The organism is Micromonospora palythoicola, from assembly GCF_036689795.1.
Taxonomy (GTDB): Bacteria; Actinomycetota; Actinomycetes; order Mycobacteriales; family Micromonosporaceae; genus Micromonospora; species Micromonospora palythoicola.
The window spans coordinates 1-16,941 of record NZ_JBAGKI010000028.1; the positions used below are offsets into that span (position 1 = coordinate 1).

Consider the following 16,941-nt stretch of genomic DNA (forward strand, 5'->3'; position numbering starts at 1 on the left):
GCGGGGGCCCCGTATCCCGGGCCGCGCGGGCGGGCCGGCCCGACGGCGGCGTCGGCCGGTCCCGGCCCGGCCCTCACGTCCGGTCCGCCGCCCGGCTCGACGGAGGGGTCGGCCAGTCCCGACTCGACCGGCACGTCCGGTCCGCCGCCCGGCTCGACGGAGGGGTCGGCCAGTCCCGACTCGACCGGCACGTCCGGTCCGCCGGGCAACGACCCGTTGCTGTCGGGACGGCGGCAGGTGACGATGGTCCGGGCTGCCGAGCAGAGCGGCGGGCTGTCGCTGCTCGCCGACGGCCGCCTCGCCGAGGTCGACGGCGACGAGGGCCGTCAGTTGTTCGTCGTCACGCCCCAGGGCACCGACACCTACCTGATCCGGGTCGCCGAGCGGGGCGACGAACCGACCGACGTGTGCTGGGAGGTCCGGTCGTCGGGCAGCCAGCCGCTGCGGGTGGTCGCGGCCACCTGTGCGCCGGAGGAGCCGAGGCAGCAGTTCACCCTCGTCCAGGACGGGCAACGCGGCGGCGAGCCGACGTACGCGATCAGCAGTCACTCGGCCTACCTGCAGAACTCGCCGACCCGTGGGCTGATCCTGGAGGAGTTGGGCGACGCCCCCCTGACCACGCGTTTCCGGCTGGTCGACAACGGAGCCGCGCCGCGATGACCGGCGGTGCCCGACCGGGCAGCACGGGTGCCGCTCGGGCAGAGCGTGCGGTCAACCGGGCAACCGCTTCGCGGCGGTGTGCCGCTCACGGCGGACATGAGTTGCCGACGGGGAAACAGGAAGCAGCAACATCGGCGATGGTGTCCCCTCCCGGGCGCCCGAGGCAGCAACATCGGGGACGTTGTCCCCTCACGGGCGCCCGAGGCAGCAACATCGGGGAAGTTGCTGCCCCAAGGTCCCCGGCGAGGGACGTGGCGTGCGGGCGGGCGGCATGGTGGGGTGGCTGGCGGGGTACCGGGCCGGGGTGCGGATGGACAAGGCCGAGCGTGAGGAACTCCGTCGGCTCGTGGCGGACTTCGGGCGATGGGGTCGACTCGCCCAGGACGTGCGGCACTGGCACCGGGCCGTCCAGCAGGCGGCCACGGCCGTTGAAGGGGGCCTGCGGGACCGCAGCGTCGTGGTCGAGCGTTCCGGCCAGGCCGCGTGGCGGGTGCTCGCGTTGCGGGCGAACGACCGTGACGTCGTCCGACGCCTGAAGGAACGGGCCACGCTGCCCGCGACGACGCCCACCGACGACGCGCTGCTGCGCCTGCTCATCGATGACGCTCCCCGCGCCGTCGCCGACCTCGCGCCCATGCTCGACGTGCGCCGGTACCTCGTCGGGCCGGCCAGGAAGCAGGCAGCGGCCACCGCCGCGATTTTTCTACGTGACCGGCACGCGGAGGCCACCGCCGCCGGTGGCCCCGAGCGCCTGGGGCACCTCGGCGTGCCCAGCGCACCCTCCGACCCGGCCCGGGACAGCGTCCGCGACCTGCTCGATCCGTCCCTCCGCTTCGCGCTGCTCGCCGAGCGAACCGGTGGGACGCCTGAGCTGGTCGAACGGACGGGGCGGGAGCGCGGGCCCGCCGGGCGGGTAGCACCGCAGCGGGAGCCGGCGGGATGGACCGGCCCGGAACCGGAGCTGGTGGACCGGTCGGTCTTCGGGGGCCTGCCGGCGGCACTGGCCACCATCGACAGGGTGATGACCGGCGAAGCTCCGTACCGGTCGGCGGCCCGCGAAGCTGGTGAGCAGGTCAGACAGCGTGAGGTGCAACGGATCCTGCGGGGCATGCCGGTGGACGCGCTGCGCACCGTCACCCGCGACCGGTTCCGACTCGGGCCGCTGACCGACGCCGGAATCACCAGCGTGCAGGACGTGCTGCACCATGGCGTGTCCCTTCAGGCCCTGCCGGGTGTCGGGGAGACCTCGGCCCGTCGCCTGATCGGCGCGGCCCACACCCTCCGGCAGACCACGTACGACGACACGCCGGTCCGCCTCGACGTCGACCACCGCCACCCGGAGACCACCCACCTGTTGCGCTGCCTCGCCGAGTGGGACGCGCACCGGCGTACCCACGGCGCGGCGACCGACCTCGATCGCGCCGCCGAGCTCGCACCGCTGGGCCGCACCATCGACCGCCGGACCAGCCACCTGCTGGTGGTGCCGATCCGAGGGCTCGCCGCCAGCGGTCTCCGCGAGAGCATCGAGATCGTCAAACGGCGAGCCGAACTGCTCGGCAGGTCGACCGCGCCCGGTCGACGGAACCTGCGCGCCGACCCGTGGGACGACTTCCTCGCCCGTCCCGCCGACTACCTCGCCATGCTCGCCGAGCTGGGATTCGCCACCGGGGAGGAGAACGCGGCGCACGGCGACCTCCCGGACGAGATCATCCAGGCGGTACGCGACCAGGCACTCGACGGCGCGCACCTGACCGCCTCCCTGCGCGGTTACCAGAGCTTCGCCGCCCGCTTCGCCCTGGTCCAGCGCAAGGTCATCGTCGGTGACGAGATGGGACTCGGCAAGACCGTCGAGGCGATAGCGGTGCTGGCGCACCTGCGGAGCAGGGGAAGCAGGCACTTCCTGGTGGTGTGTCCGGCGGCCGTTATGACCAACTGGGTTCGCGAGATCAGCGGCAAGTCGAGGCTGCTCCCGCACCGGGTGCACGGCCCGGGGCGCGAGTCCGCCGCCCGCGCCTGGCGGCGGGACGGAGGCGTGGCGGTCACCACCTACGAGACCCTCGCCTGGTGGGCGCCGCAGTTGCGGGAGTTGCCCGAACTGGCGTGCGTCGTGGTCGACGAGGCCCACTACGTCAAGAACCCCCAGGCGCAGCGGTCGATCAGGACGAAGGAGCTCGTCGCGCGCGCCGACCGGGCCATCCTGCTCACCGGTACGCCGCTGGAGAACAAGGTCGACGAGTTCCGCAACCTGGCCTCCTACGTCCGCCCCGACCTCACCGTCGACACCACCGACCCGTCACCGGCGCGGTTCCGGCGGCAGATCGCCCCGGCGTACCTGCGCCGCAACCAGGACGACGTCCTCGACGAACTGCCCGAACTCATCGAGGTCGAGGAGTGGCTGCCGATGTCCTCGGCGGACACCACGCGTTACCGCGAGGCGGTCGAGCGGGGCAACTTCATGCGGATGCGTCAGGCGGCCATGCTTGCGGCCGCCGAGTCCACCAAGGTGCAGCGCCTCGTCGAGATCGTCCGGGAGGCGGCCGAGAACGAACGCAGGGTCATCGTCTTCTCCCACTTCAGGGAGGTCCTCGACCTGGTCGCCCGGACCCTTCCCGGCCCGGTCTTCGGTCCGCTGACCGGCTCGGTGCCCGCCAACCACCGGCAGCGGATGGTGGACGAGTTCTCCGCCGCCCGGCACGGCGCCGTCCTGGTGGCCCAGATCGTGGCCGGTGGCGTCGGGCTCAACATCCAGTCCGCCTCCGTCGTCGTCATCTGTGAACCGCAGCTGAAACCCACCACCGAGGCGCAGGCCGTCGCCCGGGCACACCGGATGGGGCAGGTCCAGTCGGTGCAGGTGCACCGGCTGCTCTCCGAGGAGGGCGTCGACCAGCGGATCACCGAACTGCTGGCGGGCAAGCGCCGCATCTTCGACGACTTCGCCCGGGTCAGCGACACGGCCGACGCGAGCCCGGAGGCGGTGGACCTGTCCGAGGCCGAACTGGTCCAGGAGGTGGTGGCCGCCGAACGCCAACGCCTCCTCGCCCCCGCGCCCGACCTCCCGCCCCAGCCCGCGCCGTCGTAACCCATTGCCGAAGGATCTGTGGCAGAAAAGCGTCAGATGGTCGGCGTGTCGACTACCTCGACCGCCACGGATCCGAAGTGTCACCGTCCCTGGTCCAGCGGGTCTGCCTGAGGGTGGTGAGGAGGTTGCGGGCGGCGGTGGCCACGGCGCAGTCGGGGACGCGGCAGATCGGGCAGCGACCATCGGGACCGGGCTGGTGATCGCGCAGGGTCCAGCGGGCGGTCAAAGTGAGGCGGTTGAGGATCTGCGCCAGGGTGAGCAACGGTGTGGTCATGCGCGGGTCACCCCGAGGGTGGCGGCCAGCGCGACGATCGTGGCGGGAGCACCCGGATGGCGGACCGTGGCGGCGAGCACGTTGCGGGCGGCGGGTCGGTGGCGCACCTCGGCGGGTGCCGTCCGGTCGACCTCCAGCAGCACCCGGGCCGCGTTCACCGGGTCGGCAACCTGAAGGTACGCCCGCCCGGCGTCGATCAGGTGAGCGGCCCGATGCTCCGGTGGCAGCCACCGCCAGCCGTCCCGCCCGACCGCCTTCTCGTGTCGGACGATCGCCTCGTCCGGCGTACCCAGATCGATCGCGACAGCGACCCGGGCGAGCGCCACGGCCGCCGGTCCGAAGCTGGTGTGATGATGATCGTTGCCGTCGCCGACCTCGGCGGCCAGGTCGGCGGCCTCGTCGACGCGGGCGGCGGCCCGGTCGTCACCGTGCCGGGCTGCCGCGAGCGCCGCCTGCACGAGCAGTGTCCCGCACAGCGACAGCCGCGCCACGTCGAGGTCGGGCGTCCCGATCCGGTACGCGGCGGCCAGTGTCGCCGTGCCCGCCTCCCGCGCGCGACCAGCCGCCCGCAACGCCTGGCCGAGCTGCACGGTGGCGGCGGCCACCAGCAGCGGATCACCGGTCGCGACCGTCATCGCCCGGTCGGCGGCGAGCCAGGCCAGTTCGGTCTCGTCGAGCTTCACCAACAGCGACGCGGTCACCCGGTACGCCTCCACCAGCGGCACCCGGCCCGCCTGCGGATCGTGGGCGTGACCGCGCTGTCCCGGCCAGCAACTCGGGCAGCAGACCGACAAGCGCCGGGTACCGCGCATGCTGGAAACTGGTCCAGGCATGCGCGACGCCCCGCGCCAGCCGAGCGCCGTCCGGCGCGTCCCGGCGCGCCGCCGGCCGATCCAGGGCAATGTCGTACGCGGACAATGCCGCCCGGATCTGCTCGACGCCCTCGACCCTGGTGGTCGCCTCGGCAGGTCGACTGTCCTGGCCGAGCAGCACGGCGTGCACATCTCCACGATCCACCGTGTCATGTCGTTGCTCAAAGACAGAGAGTTGGTCGAAGGGCATCCCGGGAAAGGCGTGTGCGTAGCCGAGCCGGAGCGCGAATCCGAGTAACGCCAGTCTCCGCCTGGTCGGCAACGTCTCTGTTCCGAGGGGTTGGCACAAAATCTTGGACATTTTCCGTTAGCGCAGAACAGAAGATTTCCAAGATCTCACTCCTCTGGCGTTACACAACGGCCGCGTGTGAATCGAGACTGCAAGAACCTCAGCGGGCCGGTCTTTTCCTTCGACCGCGATAGCTACACCGAACTTCCTGACCTGGTTGAACTACGGTAAGCGATGCGTGACGGCGTCGACGTAGGTCAGTCGACTCGGAGTGAACGGGCGATCGCTTCGGCGACCGCCGGGTTGCTGGACACCGCGACCAGGACCACGTCCCGGTCGGGGACCACCACCACCTGCCGCGTCCGGCCATCCGGCAGCACGTCGCCGCCCCGCAGGACGGAATGGCCGAATGCTTCGCTCGCCCCGGTGGCGAGCTGGGCCACCGGGTCGAGATCGAGATTCGCGCGCTTGATCTCGGCGTAGTCGACGCGAGGTATCGGCAACACGGCACAGCCCGCGATCAGGTCGACGTCCACGATGTACGTGTCCCGCATCGGCGTACCGCATTCGAGGGCATTGCGTGGCCACTCCGCTGGCACCGAGATCCGTACCCCCTCGCTGGCCACCTCCTGCTGGGGAGTTGGACCGAGATCACGTATGGCCGCCGTCACCACCGTGCCGAGGGCGAGAACCGCTCCGATCGCGGCGGCGGCGACCGCCATCCGTACGCCCTTGCGGCTCCTCAGGTCGAGGTTCATTCATGCCCCTCGCCAGTTGTCCGTCTCTCATGCGAAACCCAGAATCGGCCCGAACCAATCTATCCGTAGGTTCGAGATCAGGGGAGTGCTGTCTTCTGGCTACGGCGTCGTCGCGATTCGTTCGCGCTCTCAGCTCGACAGCGCCGGCAACAGAGACATGGCTCCGGACGTCGCTGGCCGCGAATGTCGCTGCGGAAGCACCGCTGCGACACCTCACCCTTGAACCAACGCCTCGGGCGAAGGCCCGCGTGACGACGAGATCCGGGTGAGGCGGGTGGCGACGATGGTGGCGGCCAGGACGCAGACGGCGGCGACCGGGCCGATCCAGGCCGGGCCGAGGCCGACCGCGAGCACCGACCCGCCGAGCGCGGCACCGAGCGCACCGGCGGCGCCGGCGACGGAGATGTTGACGGCGGCGACCAGGCCGGTGGTGGCCGCGTCGACCTGACCCATCAGCCAGGTCTGGACCAGCGGCACGACCAGGAACGCCGCCGCGCCCAGCAGGGCCAGCCCGGTCAGCGCCAGCGGGGCGACCGGCAACAGCAGCGGCTGCACCAGCAGGATCGCCGCCAACGCGCCGACGGCGAGGGGCAGCCGTCGGGCGATCGCCTCGGGGCGTACCCGGCCGGCGAGCAGGTTGCCGGCGATGGTGCCGAGGCCGTAGCCGACCAGTCCGACGCTGACCCAGCCGGGGCTCAGGTCGGTGACGGTGCGCAGCATCGGCGCGACGTAGGTGAACGCGGCCACGAAACCGGTGAGCGCCAGCAGGGTGACGCCGAGCCCGACGTAGATGCCGGGGCGCAGCAGCGCACCGATGCTGTCGCGGACGCCGGCCGGTGGCGGGGTGGGGACGCGGGGGCAGAAGACGAGCACGCCGAGCAGCCCCAGCGTGGCCAGGCCGGCCACGGCCACGAAGGTGACCGGCCAGCCGTACGCCTCACCGATCAGGCTGCCAAGCGGCAGGCCGAGCACGGTGGCCAGCGCGAACCCGCCGAACAGCCGGGCCACCGCGACGGTCTGTCGCTCCGGTGGCACCGAGGCCATCGCCACCTGGGAGGCCACCGCCATGAACAACGCCTGCGCCAGCGCCGAACCCAACCGGGCCGACAGCAGCATCGCGTACGAGGTGGCCATGGCACTGGCCACCGCGGACACCGTGGCCAGCGCCATGGTGCCGGCGAGCAGTTCCCGGCGCGGCAGGCGGCGGGTCAGCACGGTGGCGACCGGGCCGCCCACGGTGACCACGATCATGTACGCGGTGACCAGTTGACCGGCGGTGGCCACGGACACGTCCAGGTCGGTGGCGACCTGGGGGAGCAGGCCGACGAGCACGAACTCGGCGGTGGCCACGGCGAAGGAGCAGACGAAGAGCACGTAGATGATCACAGACGGACGCTAAAGCCTCACATCGACGTTAGGGTCAAGCGATGCGGATCGGTGAGTTGAGTGCGCGGACGGGCGCGTCGGTGCGGATGCTGCGGTACTACGAGGAGCAGGGGCTGCTGACGCCGGTGCGCACCGGGTCGGGCTACCGGATCTACCAGGAGTCCGACGTCGACCGGGTGGCCCGCATCCGCTGCATGCTGTCGGCCGCGCTGCCGTCCGGAGTGGTCGGACAGGCGCTGCGGTTCCTGCTGGACGGCCGCGCGGCGATCCCCGCCGAGCCAGCCGACCGGGCCCGCCTGGCCGACACCCTTCAGGGCGAACTGGATCAGTTGACCGCGAAGATCGAGTCGTTGGAGTCCAGTCGGGATCTGCTCGCCACCATCGTCGCCGACGTACGCGGCGACGTGGTGGGGCCGGGCCATCCCGGTGACCCGGGAGGCGCGGTGGCCCGCCGGTCGGTCCGCAAGGCGGGCCCGGCGGTCGGTCTCGCCCGCTGAGCTGCCGCTCCGGCCCAGCTCGCCGGCGTCGTGGACAGCAGTAGACCGTGCCGCTCCGTCCCGCTCGGCGTCGGCCTGGCGAGCCCCGGACCGGGCAGCTCAGGCCCTGCTCGGCGGCGTCGGCAGGCGGAGGCCGTGCATGCCGCCGTCGACGGCCAGCACGGTGCCGGTGGTCGATCCGGACAGCGGACTGGCCAGGTAGGCGACGGCCGCGGCGACCTCCCGCGGGGTGGTGAGGCGGCCGGTGGGCTGGCGGGCCCGCAACGCGGCCAGCTCCGCCGCCGGATCGTCGGCGGCGTCGAGCAGCCGTCGTACCCACGGGGTGTCGGCGGTGCCCGGGTTGACGCAGTTCACCCGGATGCCGGCGGCGACGTGGTCGGCGGCCATCGCCAGGGTGAGCGCCTGCACCGCACCCTTGCTGGCGCTGTAGAGGGCCCGCTGCGGCAGCCCGAGCCAGGCGGCGATGGAGCCGATGTTGACGATGGCGGCGTGCGCGGAGGCGCGCAGGTACGGCAGCGCGGCCCGGCTCACCCGGACGATGCCGACCACGTTGACGTCGAACACCCGGTGCCAATCGTCGTCGGTGTCGGCCTCGATGGTGCCGACCGCGCCGATGGCGGCGTTGTTGACCAGGATGTCGAGGCCGCCGAACGCGTGGTGGGCGGTGGTGATCGCGGCCCGCACGGACGCGTCGTCGGTCACGTCGGCGGCCAGGCCGAGCAACGGCTCGGGTACCTGCCGCGGGTTCAGGTCGAGGCAGGCCACCCGGGCGCCACGCTCGGCGAGCAGGGTGGCCGTGGCCAGCCCGATGCCGGAGGCGCCACCGGTGACCACCGCCGCCAACCCGGCGAACTCGCCCGCGGCGGCGGGTCCGCCGGCAGATCCTTGCTCATCGCCGGTCACGCCTGTGCCAGGGTCTGACGTTGCCGGCCGAGGCCGTCGATCTCCAACTCGACCACGTCCCCGGCGACCAGGTACGGCTTGGGCTCCGGCCGGCCGAGGGCGACGCCGGCCGGGGTGCCGGTGTTGATCACGTCGCCGGGGTGGAGCACCATGAACTGGCTCAGGTAGCGGACGATCTCGGCCACCGGGAAGGCCATGTCCTTCGTCGTGCCGTCCTGCCGCAGGACGCCGTTGACCCAGAGCCGTAGCCGCAGGGCCTGCGGATCGGGGACCTCGTCGGCGGTCACCAGCCAGGGGCCGAGCGGGTTGAACGTCTCGCAGGACTTGCCCTTGTCCCACTGGCCGCCCCGGTCGAGCTGGAACTCCCGTTCCGAGACGTCGTGCGAGATGGTGTAGCCGGCGACGCAGTCCATCGCGGCCTCGGTCGACGGCAGGTAGCGCGCCTTGCGGCCGATGACGACGGCGAGTTCGACCTCCCAGTCCGTCCTGGTGCTGCCGCGGGGCACCAGCACGGTGTCGTCGGGACCGACCACCGTGTCCGCAGCCTTGAGGAAGACCACCGGCTCGGCGGGCAGGGCCGCCCCGGTCTCGGCGGCGTGGTCGCGGTAGTTCAGCCCGATGCAGACGATCTTCCCGGGCCGCAGCGGGGGACCGATCCGCAGCTCGGTGGGGTCCATCGGAGACAGGTCGTGCGGGGCGATGCCGGCCAGGCGGGCCAGGCCGTCGGTGGCCAGGAAGGCGGGGTCCAGGTCGTCGGTCACGCCGCTGAGGTCACGCAGTTGGCCGGCCTCGTCGAGCAGCGCCGGAGTCTCCCGCCCCGGCGGGCCCACTCGCAGCAGCTTCATCCGTCGCCCCCAGACACCGCGTCAGGTAGTAGTCGGCAAAACATGTGATGTCTATCAGGTGATCGTGACGCGTCACAAGGCCCCATGATCGACAGGCATCAACCGTCGACGCCGAGCGGACCACAGGTCCCGTCCGGCGGCGGGCCGTTCGACCTGTCCGCAGGGGACTGCCGCCGCTGGTCCATACCATCCACGCACGCTGCACTGGAAGCAGGACGGAGAGGAGTGAGGACGATGTCGTACCTGATCGTTGTCGGTGTCGATGGTTCGGACGGTGGGCGGCGTGCCCTGCGGTGGGCGGTCGGTGAGGCGGCCGAGCGCAACGGCACCGTGCAGGCGGTCACCGCCTGGCGGTGGGACGGCCTGGACGGCGGTGCCATGGTCGCACCGAACCCGATCGAGGAGGAGGAGCGGGCCACCGCCCTGCTGGCCCGGGAGATCGGTGAGGTCACCCGGGGCACGGTCGCGGCACCGGTCTCGGCCGAGGTCGTCGAGGGTCGACCGGCCGACGTGCTGACCGCCGCCGCCCGTGGCGCCGACCTGCTGGTGCTGGGCAGTCACGGGCACGGCCGGCTGCGGCACACCGTGCTCGGCTCGGTCAGCGAGGAGTGCGTACGCAAGGCGACCTGCCCGGTGGTGGTGATCCCGGTGCCGGTGCCGGCGCCGAGCGGTCCGGCCGTGCCGGCGGTGCCGGCCTGAGGGCGACCGACGGGGGTTGCCGGTCTCTGACATGCTCTGGGCCGTGACGACCGGCCACCCCCGTTCCCACCGCCGCGCCCGCCGGACCCGGTTCGGGCTCCTGCTCAGCCTCGTGGTCGTGATCGCCCTGGCCGTGGCGGCCGTGATCGTGCTGCGTCCGCCGGGCCCCCGCCCGCTGTTCCAGATGCCGGTCGGCTGCGGGGAGACCTGGCAGGTCGGCACCTATCCGGGGCACGGCGACTACGACGTGGACTTCTTTCCGCTCTCCGGCGACCCGTGGGGGCAACCGGTGCTCGCCTCGTACGAGGGCACCGTCACCGTGGCCGGGATCAACGGGTCGCTGGGTGGCCGTACCCCGGACGATCCGGACGGCCCTCGGGGTCGTGGCGGCGGCTACTGGGTGAAGATCGACCACGGCGGCCGGTGGGAGACCCAGTACCTGCACCTGCTGGAACCGCCCCTGGTGCAGGTCGGCCAGCGGGTCGTCCGGGGCCAGCAGATCGGCCGGATCGGCAGCACCGGCAACTCCGGCGCCCCGCACCTGCACTACGAGCAGCGGCGCGGCCTGCAGAAGGTGGAGACCTACTTCGACGGTGCCCCGTCGGGCATCACCGACGACGACGCCGAGTACACGCTCCGGTTGACCAGCAACAACTGCCCGTAGCGCGGGTGCTGTCGTACCCAGCTGATGGGGTACGGCGCATGGGCGTTCTCTATGACTACTTCCGCGCGGCGGACGACGCCGCCGCGATCGGACTGATGGCGGAACTCGACGGCGGCCCGGTCGCCGTGTCAGTGGGCCGGCCCGGGGTGGACGCGATCGACCTCAAGGGCATCGAGCCGGCGGTGACCCTCGGCAAGCTGGTCGGCTTCGTGCGCGGGCTGGCCTGGTCCACCGACCTGATCGAGCAGCGGCTGATCTGGAGCGGCGGCGACGAAGGGCCATGGTTGATCGCTCTCGACGACGCCACCAGGGACACCCTGGCGTCGATCACCGCCGCTCAGTCACCCGAGCTGTCGGCGCGCTGGGGGCGGATCGAGGAGCTGGCCTGGGGTGAGCCGCTGCCGCCGGGTGAACTGCTGCCGGCGATCGAGGAGATCAGCGCCCTCGCCCGCCGCGCCCAGGCCGCCGCTCACCACCTCTACTGCTGGTGCTGCCTCTGACCGCCCGGGTCACAGCTTGACTTCGAACCTGTCCGCCCGCCGGTCCGAGCCCTGCCGGCCGGCGGGTTTCCGGTTAGCGTGGGGCGAGATCGACTGCCGGGAAGAATCCAGGGGGAGGACCATGTCCAGGACCAGATTCAGGTTGGCCGGCGCGACGATCGCCCTGATGCTCGCCGCCGTGGCGGGATGCAGTGGGGGCGAGGGCGTCGACGTCGACGGCAACGACACGGCGGGCGCCGGTGGCGTGCTCAACGCCGCGATCGGCGGCGAGCCCGACCAGCTCGACCCGCACAAGACCTCCGCCTACTACAGCTTCCAGGTGCTGGAGAACGTCTTCGACACGCTCGTCGAGCCGGACGCGAACCTGGAGATGAAGCCTGCCCTGGCCACCGAGTGGACCACCAGCGACGACCAGCTGACCTGGACGTTCACCCTCCGCGAAGGGGTGAAGTTCTCCGACGGCTCACCGCTGACCGCCGAGGACGTCGTCTACTCCTACAACCGGATCATCGACGAGAAGCTGAACAACGCCTACAAGTTCGGCACCGTGAAGTCGATCGAGGCCACCGACCCGAAGACCGTGGTGGTGACCCTCAACGCGCCGACCCCGAACCTGCTGGCCAACCTCGGTGGCTTCAAGGGCGTGGCGATCGTCCAGAAGGCCAACGTGGAATCCGGTGAGATCACCACCAAGCCGGTCGGCAGCGGCCCGTTCGCCGTGGAGAACTACAGCTCCGGCGACAGCATCCGGCTGGTCCGCAACGACAACTACTGGGGCGAGAAGCCGAAACTGGACGGCGTCCGGTTCACCTTCGTCAGCGACCCCACCGTCGCCCTGCAGAACCTGCGCGGCGGTGAGGTGCACTGGACCGACAACCTGCCACCACAGCAGGTGCCGGCGCTGCTCGACGGGGACGACCCGACGGTGCAGTCGGTGCCCTCGACCGACTACTGGTACCTCGCGCTCAACCAGGCGCGCAAGCCGTACGACGACGTCAACGTCCGGCGGGCCATCGCCTTCGCGCTGGATCGGGAGGCGATCACCAAGGCCGCCAAGTTCGGGCTGGCCACGGTCAACCAGACGGCGATCCCGCAGAACAGCGCCTTCTACTACGAGTACGCGCCGTACACCCACGACGTCAACCAGGCCAAGCAACTGCTCGACCAGGCCGGGGTGAGCGGGCTGACCATGGACCTCATGGTCACCAGCGAGTACCCGGAGACGGTCACCGCCGCCCAGGTCATCGCCTCGCAGCTGGAGGCCGTCGGGATCACCGTCGAGATCCGTACGCTGGACTTCGCGCAGTGGCTCGACGAGCAGGGCGCCGGGAAGTTCGACTCGTTCATGCTCGGCTGGCTGGGCAACATCGACCCCGACGAGTTCTACTACGCCCAGCACCACAGCGACGGCACGTTCAACTTCCACAAGTACGCCAACCCCAACGTCGACCGGCTGCTCGACCAGGCCCGGACGGAGACCGACCAGGCCGCCCGCAAGCAGCAGTACGAGCAGGTGGCCAAGCAGATCGTGGACGACGCCAGCTACATCTACCTCTACAACCCCGACGTCGCCCAGGGCTGGTCCAAGCAGGTCAGCGGCTACGAGGTACGCACGGACCGGGCGATCCGGTTCCGCGACGTGGCCCTCGCCCGGTGACCCGGCGGGGGACCTCAGGTGGCCCGCTTCGTCATCCGTCGGCTGTTGCAGTCGGCCGTCGTGCTGCTCGGCGTGACCCTCGTGGTGTTCCTGCTGCTCCAACTGGTGCCGGGTGACCCGGTCCGGGTCGCCCTCGGCACCCGCTTCGACCCGCAGACGTACGAGGCGCTGCGGGCCCGGGCGGGGCTGGACCAGCCACTCGTGGTGCAGTATTTCGACTACCTGCGGCGGGCGCTGACCGGCGACCTCGGGGTGAGCTTCCGCAGTGGACGGCCGGTCACCGCGATCGTGCTGGAGCGACTGCCGGCGACCCTGTCGCTGGCGGTCACCGCGGTGGTGTTCGCCATGGCGATCGCCTTTCCGCTGGGGATCGTCTCGGCGATCCGCAGCGGCTCGCTCGTCGACCACGCGGCCCGGGTGTTCAGCCAGTTCGGTGTCTCGGTGCCGGACTTCTGGATGGGGATCATGGGCATCCTGCTCTTCTCCGGGGTGCTCGGCTGGCTGCCGCCGTCGGGTTACGTCGCGCTCACCGAGGATCCGGGGCGCTGGGCGTCCCACGTGGCGCTGCCCGCCGCCACGGTCGGCCTGGTCACCGCCTCGATCCTCACCCGGTTCATCCGCTCGTCGATGCTGGAGGTGCTCTCCGAGGACTACGTGCGCACCGCCGAGGCGAAGGGTCTGCGTACCCGGGTGGTGGTGTTGCGGCACGTGCTGCGCAACGCCCTCATCCCGGTGGTGACCGTGGTGGCGGTGCAGTTGGCCAGCCTGCTCGGCGGGGTGATCGTGATCGAGGTGCTGTTCGCCTGGCCCGGCATCGGGCGGCTCACCTACGACGCCGTCGCGGCCCGCGACTATCCGGTCCTGCAAGGCGCGGTGCTGCTGGTGGCGGCGCTGTTCCTCCTGGTCAACCTGTTGGTCGACATCCTCTATGCCCGTCTCGACCCGAGGATCACGGTCAAATGAGCGAGCGGACGGTAAACCGCGAGGGGCAGCTGCGCCGGGCGCTCGCCGCGCTGCGGCGCGATCCGCTGGCCCTGACCGGCAGCCTGGTGCTGGCGGTGCTGGTCGTGGTGGGGGTTGGCGGCTCCTGGCTGGCGCCGTCGGGGATCAACGACGTGAACGTGGACCAGATGCTCCAGCCGCCGAGCTGGGCACACCCGTTCGGCACCGACGAGCTGGGTCGCGACGTGCTCAGCCGGGTCATGGTCGCCGCCCGGGTGTCGTTGCAGGTCGGCCTGGTCAGCGTCGGCATCGCGCTGGTGGTGGGGGTGACCCTCGGGCTGTTCGCCGGCTACTACCGTGGCTGGCTCGACAACGTGCTGATGCGCTGCATGGACGTGCTGTTCGCGTTCCCGGTGCTGCTGCTGGCGGTGGCGATCGTGGCGGTGCTCGGTCCGGGACTGGTCACCGCGATGGTGGCGATCGGGGTGGTCTACACGCCGATCTTCGCTCGGGTCACCCGGGCCGGCGTGCTCTCGGTGCGGGAGCAGGTCTTCGTCCGGGCTGCGGTCTCGGTCGGTACCTCCGACCTGCGGATCATGCGGCGGCACGTGCTGCCGAACATCGCGGCGCCGTTGATCGTGCAGACGTCGCTCTCCCTGGCCTTCGCGATCCTGTCCGAGGCGGCGCTGTCCTTCCTCGGCCTCGGTGTCCAGCCACCCGACCCGGCCTGGGGCCGGATGCTGTTCGACGGACGTGGGTTCGTCACCGACGCCTGGTGGCTGGGCTTCTTCCCCGGTGCGGCGATCTTCCTCACCGTCCTGGCGTTCAACCTGGTCGGTGACGCGCTGCGGGACGTGCTGGATCCCCGCCAGCTCACCGTCAGCGAAGCCCGGAGGAGCACTGCATGAAGCCGGTACTGGCCGTCGAGGACCTCACCGTCACCATCGGCACCCGGCGCGGGCCGGCGCACGCCGTCGCCGGGGTCGACTGGGCGGTGCGGCCGGGGGAGACCCTGGCGCTGGTCGGCGAGTCCGGCAGCGGCAAGAGCATGAGCGTGCTCGCCGCCACCGGACTGGCACCCCGCACCGCGCGGGTGACCGGGCGGGTGCACCTGCACGGCACGGAGCTGACCGGGCTTGGCGAGGACCGCCGCCGTCGACTGCGTGGGCGGCACATCGGGTTCGTCTTCCAGGATCCGATGACCTCGCTCAACCCGGTGCTCACCGTCGGCCGGCAGGTCACCGAGGCCGCCGAGGAGCATCTCGGACTGACCCGGCGGGCCGCCCGGTCCCGTGCCGTGGAACTGCTGGAGATGGTCGGCATCCCGTCCGCGGGGCAGCGGGTGGACGCGTACCCGCACCAGTTCTCCGGCGGCATGCGCCAGCGCGTGGTGATCGCCATGGCGTTGGCCTGCGAGCCGGACCTGCTGATCGCCGACGAGCCGACCACGGCCCTGGACGTCACCACCCAGGCCCAGATCGTCGAGCTGGTCGCCGACCTGCAACGGCGGCTCGGTACCGCGGTCGTCTGGATCACCCACGACCTGGGTGTGGTCGCCGGCATCGCCGACACCGTGGCGGTCATGTACGCCGGCCGGATCCTCGAACAGGGGCCGGTCGACGCCGTGTTCGGCACGCCGTCGCACCCGTACACCGAGGCTCTGCTGGCCGCCCGTCCGGACCCGGCGGCCGGCGGCGCGGAACTGGTCACCATCGCCGGTGCGCCACCCAGCCCGTTGGATCTGCCGGCGGGTTGCGCGTTCTGGCCCCGCTGCCCGGTGCGCGGTGACGCCCGCTGCGAGCACGAGCTGCCGCCGCTGGTGCCGGTCTCGGCCGGGCACCAGGTCCGCACCTTCTACCCGCAGCCGACCGACGGGGAGCGCCGATGAGCGAGCGGCAGCGAGCGGATCACCAGCTCAGCACGGTCGTGTCGGCCGAGGGCACGGCGCACGCCGCGGTGCCGAAGCAGCGGGAACCGGGCGAGGTGGTCGCCGAACTCGACGATCTGGCGGTGTGGTTTCCGACGCCGGCCGGCGTCGTCCGGGCCGTCGACGGCGTTTCGTTGCGGGTACGGCGGGGCGAGACGCTGGGGCTGGTCGGCGAGTCCGGCAGCGGCAAGTCCACCACCGGGCTGGCCCTGCTGCGGCTCGTGGATCCCACCTCGGGCACGGTGCGGGTGGGCGGCGAGGACGTCACCCGCTGGTCCCGGCGACGGCTGCGGGCGCTGCGTCGCCGGGTGGCCATGGTGTTCCAGGACCCGCAGGCGTCCCTCGATCCCCGGCTCACCATCGGGGCGAGCATCGCCGAGCCGTTGATCGTGCACCGGCTCACCGACGGCGGTGCCGCCCGCCGCCGCCGGGTCGGCGAGCTGCTCGACATGGTGGGGTTGCGCGGCGAGCTGGCCGACCGGCATCCCCACGAACTCTCCGGCGGGCAACGGCAGCGGGTCGGCATCGCCCGCGCCCTGGCCGGCGAACCGGACCTGATCGTGCTCGACGAGCCGATCGCGTCGCTCGACCTGAGCGTGCAGGCGCAGATCATGAACCTGCTCCGCCGGCTGCAACGGGACCTGGGGCTGACCTACCTGTTCATCGCCCACGACCTGGCCGCGGTGGAGCACATGAGCGACCGGATGGCGGTGATGTACCTGGGGCGGATCGTGGAGAGCGGCACCCCGGCGCAGATCTGGCGCGACCCGGCCCACCCGTACACCGCCGCGCTGCTGTCCGCGGTGCCGGTGGCCGACCCGCAGGTCGAGCGGGAACGCCGCCGCATCATCCTCAGCGGCGACATCCCCAGCCCGGTGGACCCGCCGGGCGGCTGCCGATTCCGCACCCGCTGCCCGCAGGCGCGTCCGGAGTGCGCCGAGACCGATCCGGTGCTGGCCGAGGTAGACCCCGACCACCGGGCCGCGTGCCTGTTCGCCAAGGAGGCCGTGCGCGCCATGCGGTCGGCGTGACTCCGGCGTACGGCGGTT

Annotated in this window: 18 protein-coding genes and 1 pseudogene; 12 read left to right on the forward strand and 7 right to left on the reverse strand. The window is 71.8% G+C overall.

Translation table 11 applies throughout. The annotated features are described in order from the left end of the window. Positions 1-209 (reverse strand): annotated as a pseudogene (locus V5O40_RS14860) (hypothetical protein); the annotation flags it as partial. Positions 210-237: 28 nt separating this feature from the next. On the opposite strand from V5O40_RS14860, the gene V5O40_RS14865 reads away from it, so the two are divergent. Continuing rightward, on the forward strand, positions 238-660 hold the full coding sequence (locus V5O40_RS14865) for a hypothetical protein (protein ID WP_332905975.1): 423 nt from the start codon (positions 238-240) through the stop codon (positions 658-660). A gap of 256 nt (positions 661-916) precedes the next feature. Then, entirely contained in the window at positions 917-3,739 is a 2,823-nt protein-coding gene (locus V5O40_RS14870; RefSeq protein WP_332905976.1) for a DEAD/DEAH box helicase, read from the forward strand. A 52-nt stretch (positions 3,740-3,791) separates the two neighbouring features. Here V5O40_RS14870 and V5O40_RS14875 read toward each other — a convergent pair whose 3' ends face one another. Further along, positions 3,792-4,013 (reverse strand): hypothetical protein, encoded by a 222-nt coding sequence (locus V5O40_RS14875; protein WP_332905977.1) that lies wholly within the window; start codon positions 4,011-4,013, stop codon positions 3,792-3,794. Further along, positions 4,010-4,846, reverse strand: coding sequence for a hypothetical protein (locus V5O40_RS14880; protein ID WP_332905978.1), 837 nt, complete (start codon positions 4,844-4,846; stop codon positions 4,010-4,012). The genes V5O40_RS14875 and V5O40_RS14880 overlap by 4 nt, the downstream gene beginning before the upstream one ends. Here V5O40_RS14880 and V5O40_RS14885 point away from each other — a divergent pair. Further along, a complete protein-coding gene (locus V5O40_RS14885) occupies positions 4,845-5,123 on the forward strand; it encodes a hypothetical protein (RefSeq protein WP_332905979.1) in 279 nt (92 codons plus the stop codon). The genes V5O40_RS14880 and V5O40_RS14885 overlap by 2 nt on opposite strands. Before the next feature lie 248 nt (positions 5,124-5,371). Here V5O40_RS14885 and V5O40_RS14890 read toward each other — a convergent pair whose 3' ends face one another. Together V5O40_RS14890 and V5O40_RS14895 are read right to left on the reverse strand one after the other, a co-directional pair. Beyond that, positions 5,372-5,872: a hypothetical protein gene (locus V5O40_RS14890; RefSeq protein WP_332905980.1), complete on the reverse strand. Its 501-nt coding sequence runs from the start codon at positions 5,870-5,872 to the stop codon at positions 5,372-5,374. 213 nt (positions 5,873-6,085) lie between these two features. Then, on the reverse strand, positions 6,086-7,258 hold the full coding sequence (locus V5O40_RS14895) for an MFS transporter (protein ID WP_332905981.1): 1,173 nt from the start codon (positions 7,256-7,258) through the stop codon (positions 6,086-6,088). 41 nt (positions 7,259-7,299) lie between these two features. On the opposite strand from V5O40_RS14895, the gene V5O40_RS14900 reads away from it, so the two are divergent. After that, positions 7,300-7,755, forward strand: coding sequence for a MerR family transcriptional regulator (locus tag V5O40_RS14900; protein WP_332905982.1), 456 nt, complete (start codon positions 7,300-7,302; stop codon positions 7,753-7,755). A 99-nt stretch (positions 7,756-7,854) separates the two neighbouring features. Here V5O40_RS14900 and V5O40_RS14905 read toward each other — a convergent pair whose 3' ends face one another. Together V5O40_RS14905 and V5O40_RS14910 are read right to left on the reverse strand one after the other, a co-directional pair. After that, entirely contained in the window at positions 7,855-8,658 is an 804-nt protein-coding gene (locus tag V5O40_RS14905) for an SDR family NAD(P)-dependent oxidoreductase (RefSeq protein WP_332905983.1), read from the reverse strand. Further along, positions 8,655-9,503 (reverse strand): fumarylacetoacetate hydrolase family protein, encoded by an 849-nt coding sequence (locus V5O40_RS14910; RefSeq protein ID WP_332905984.1) that lies wholly within the window; start codon positions 9,501-9,503, stop codon positions 8,655-8,657. The genes V5O40_RS14905 and V5O40_RS14910 overlap by 4 nt, the downstream gene beginning before the upstream one ends. Before the next feature lie 234 nt (positions 9,504-9,737). Here V5O40_RS14910 and V5O40_RS14915 point away from each other — a divergent pair, with 234 nt between their 5' ends. The 8 genes from V5O40_RS14915 (at position 9,738) to V5O40_RS14950 (ending at position 16,923) form a co-directional block, all read left to right on the forward strand. Further along, positions 9,738-10,202, forward strand: a complete 465-nt coding sequence (locus V5O40_RS14915; protein WP_332905985.1) for a universal stress protein — start codon at positions 9,738-9,740, stop codon at positions 10,200-10,202. Between the two features lie 31 nt (positions 10,203-10,233). After that, entirely contained in the window at positions 10,234-10,866 is a 633-nt protein-coding gene (locus V5O40_RS14920) for a M23 family metallopeptidase (protein WP_408631882.1), read from the forward strand. A gap of 38 nt (positions 10,867-10,904) precedes the next feature. Next, positions 10,905-11,366 carry a hypothetical protein gene (locus tag V5O40_RS14925; RefSeq protein WP_332905987.1) on the forward strand — a complete coding sequence of 154 codons (462 nt, stop codon included), beginning with the start codon at positions 10,905-10,907 and terminating at the stop codon, positions 11,364-11,366. Between the two features lie 121 nt (positions 11,367-11,487). Then, the gene (locus V5O40_RS14930) at positions 11,488-13,023 is read left to right on the forward strand and encodes an ABC transporter substrate-binding protein (RefSeq protein ID WP_332905988.1); all 1,536 of its coding nucleotides are present in this window, start codon (positions 11,488-11,490) and stop codon (positions 13,021-13,023) included. Between the two features lie 18 nt (positions 13,024-13,041). Beyond that, positions 13,042-13,986, forward strand: a complete 945-nt coding sequence (locus V5O40_RS14935; protein ID WP_164447131.1) for an ABC transporter permease — start codon at positions 13,042-13,044, stop codon at positions 13,984-13,986. Beyond that, entirely contained in the window at positions 13,983-14,873 is an 891-nt protein-coding gene (locus tag V5O40_RS14940; protein ID WP_332905989.1) for an ABC transporter permease, read from the forward strand. The genes V5O40_RS14935 and V5O40_RS14940 overlap by 4 nt, the downstream gene beginning before the upstream one ends. Continuing rightward, positions 14,870-15,853, forward strand: coding sequence for an ABC transporter ATP-binding protein (locus tag V5O40_RS14945; RefSeq protein ID WP_332905990.1), 984 nt, complete (start codon positions 14,870-14,872; stop codon positions 15,851-15,853). The genes V5O40_RS14940 and V5O40_RS14945 overlap by 4 nt, the downstream gene beginning before the upstream one ends. Continuing rightward, the gene (locus V5O40_RS14950; RefSeq protein ID WP_332905991.1) at positions 15,850-16,923 is read left to right on the forward strand and encodes an ABC transporter ATP-binding protein; all 1,074 of its coding nucleotides are present in this window, start codon (positions 15,850-15,852) and stop codon (positions 16,921-16,923) included. The genes V5O40_RS14945 and V5O40_RS14950 overlap by 4 nt, the downstream gene beginning before the upstream one ends. Positions 16,924-16,941 lie beyond the last annotated feature (18 nt).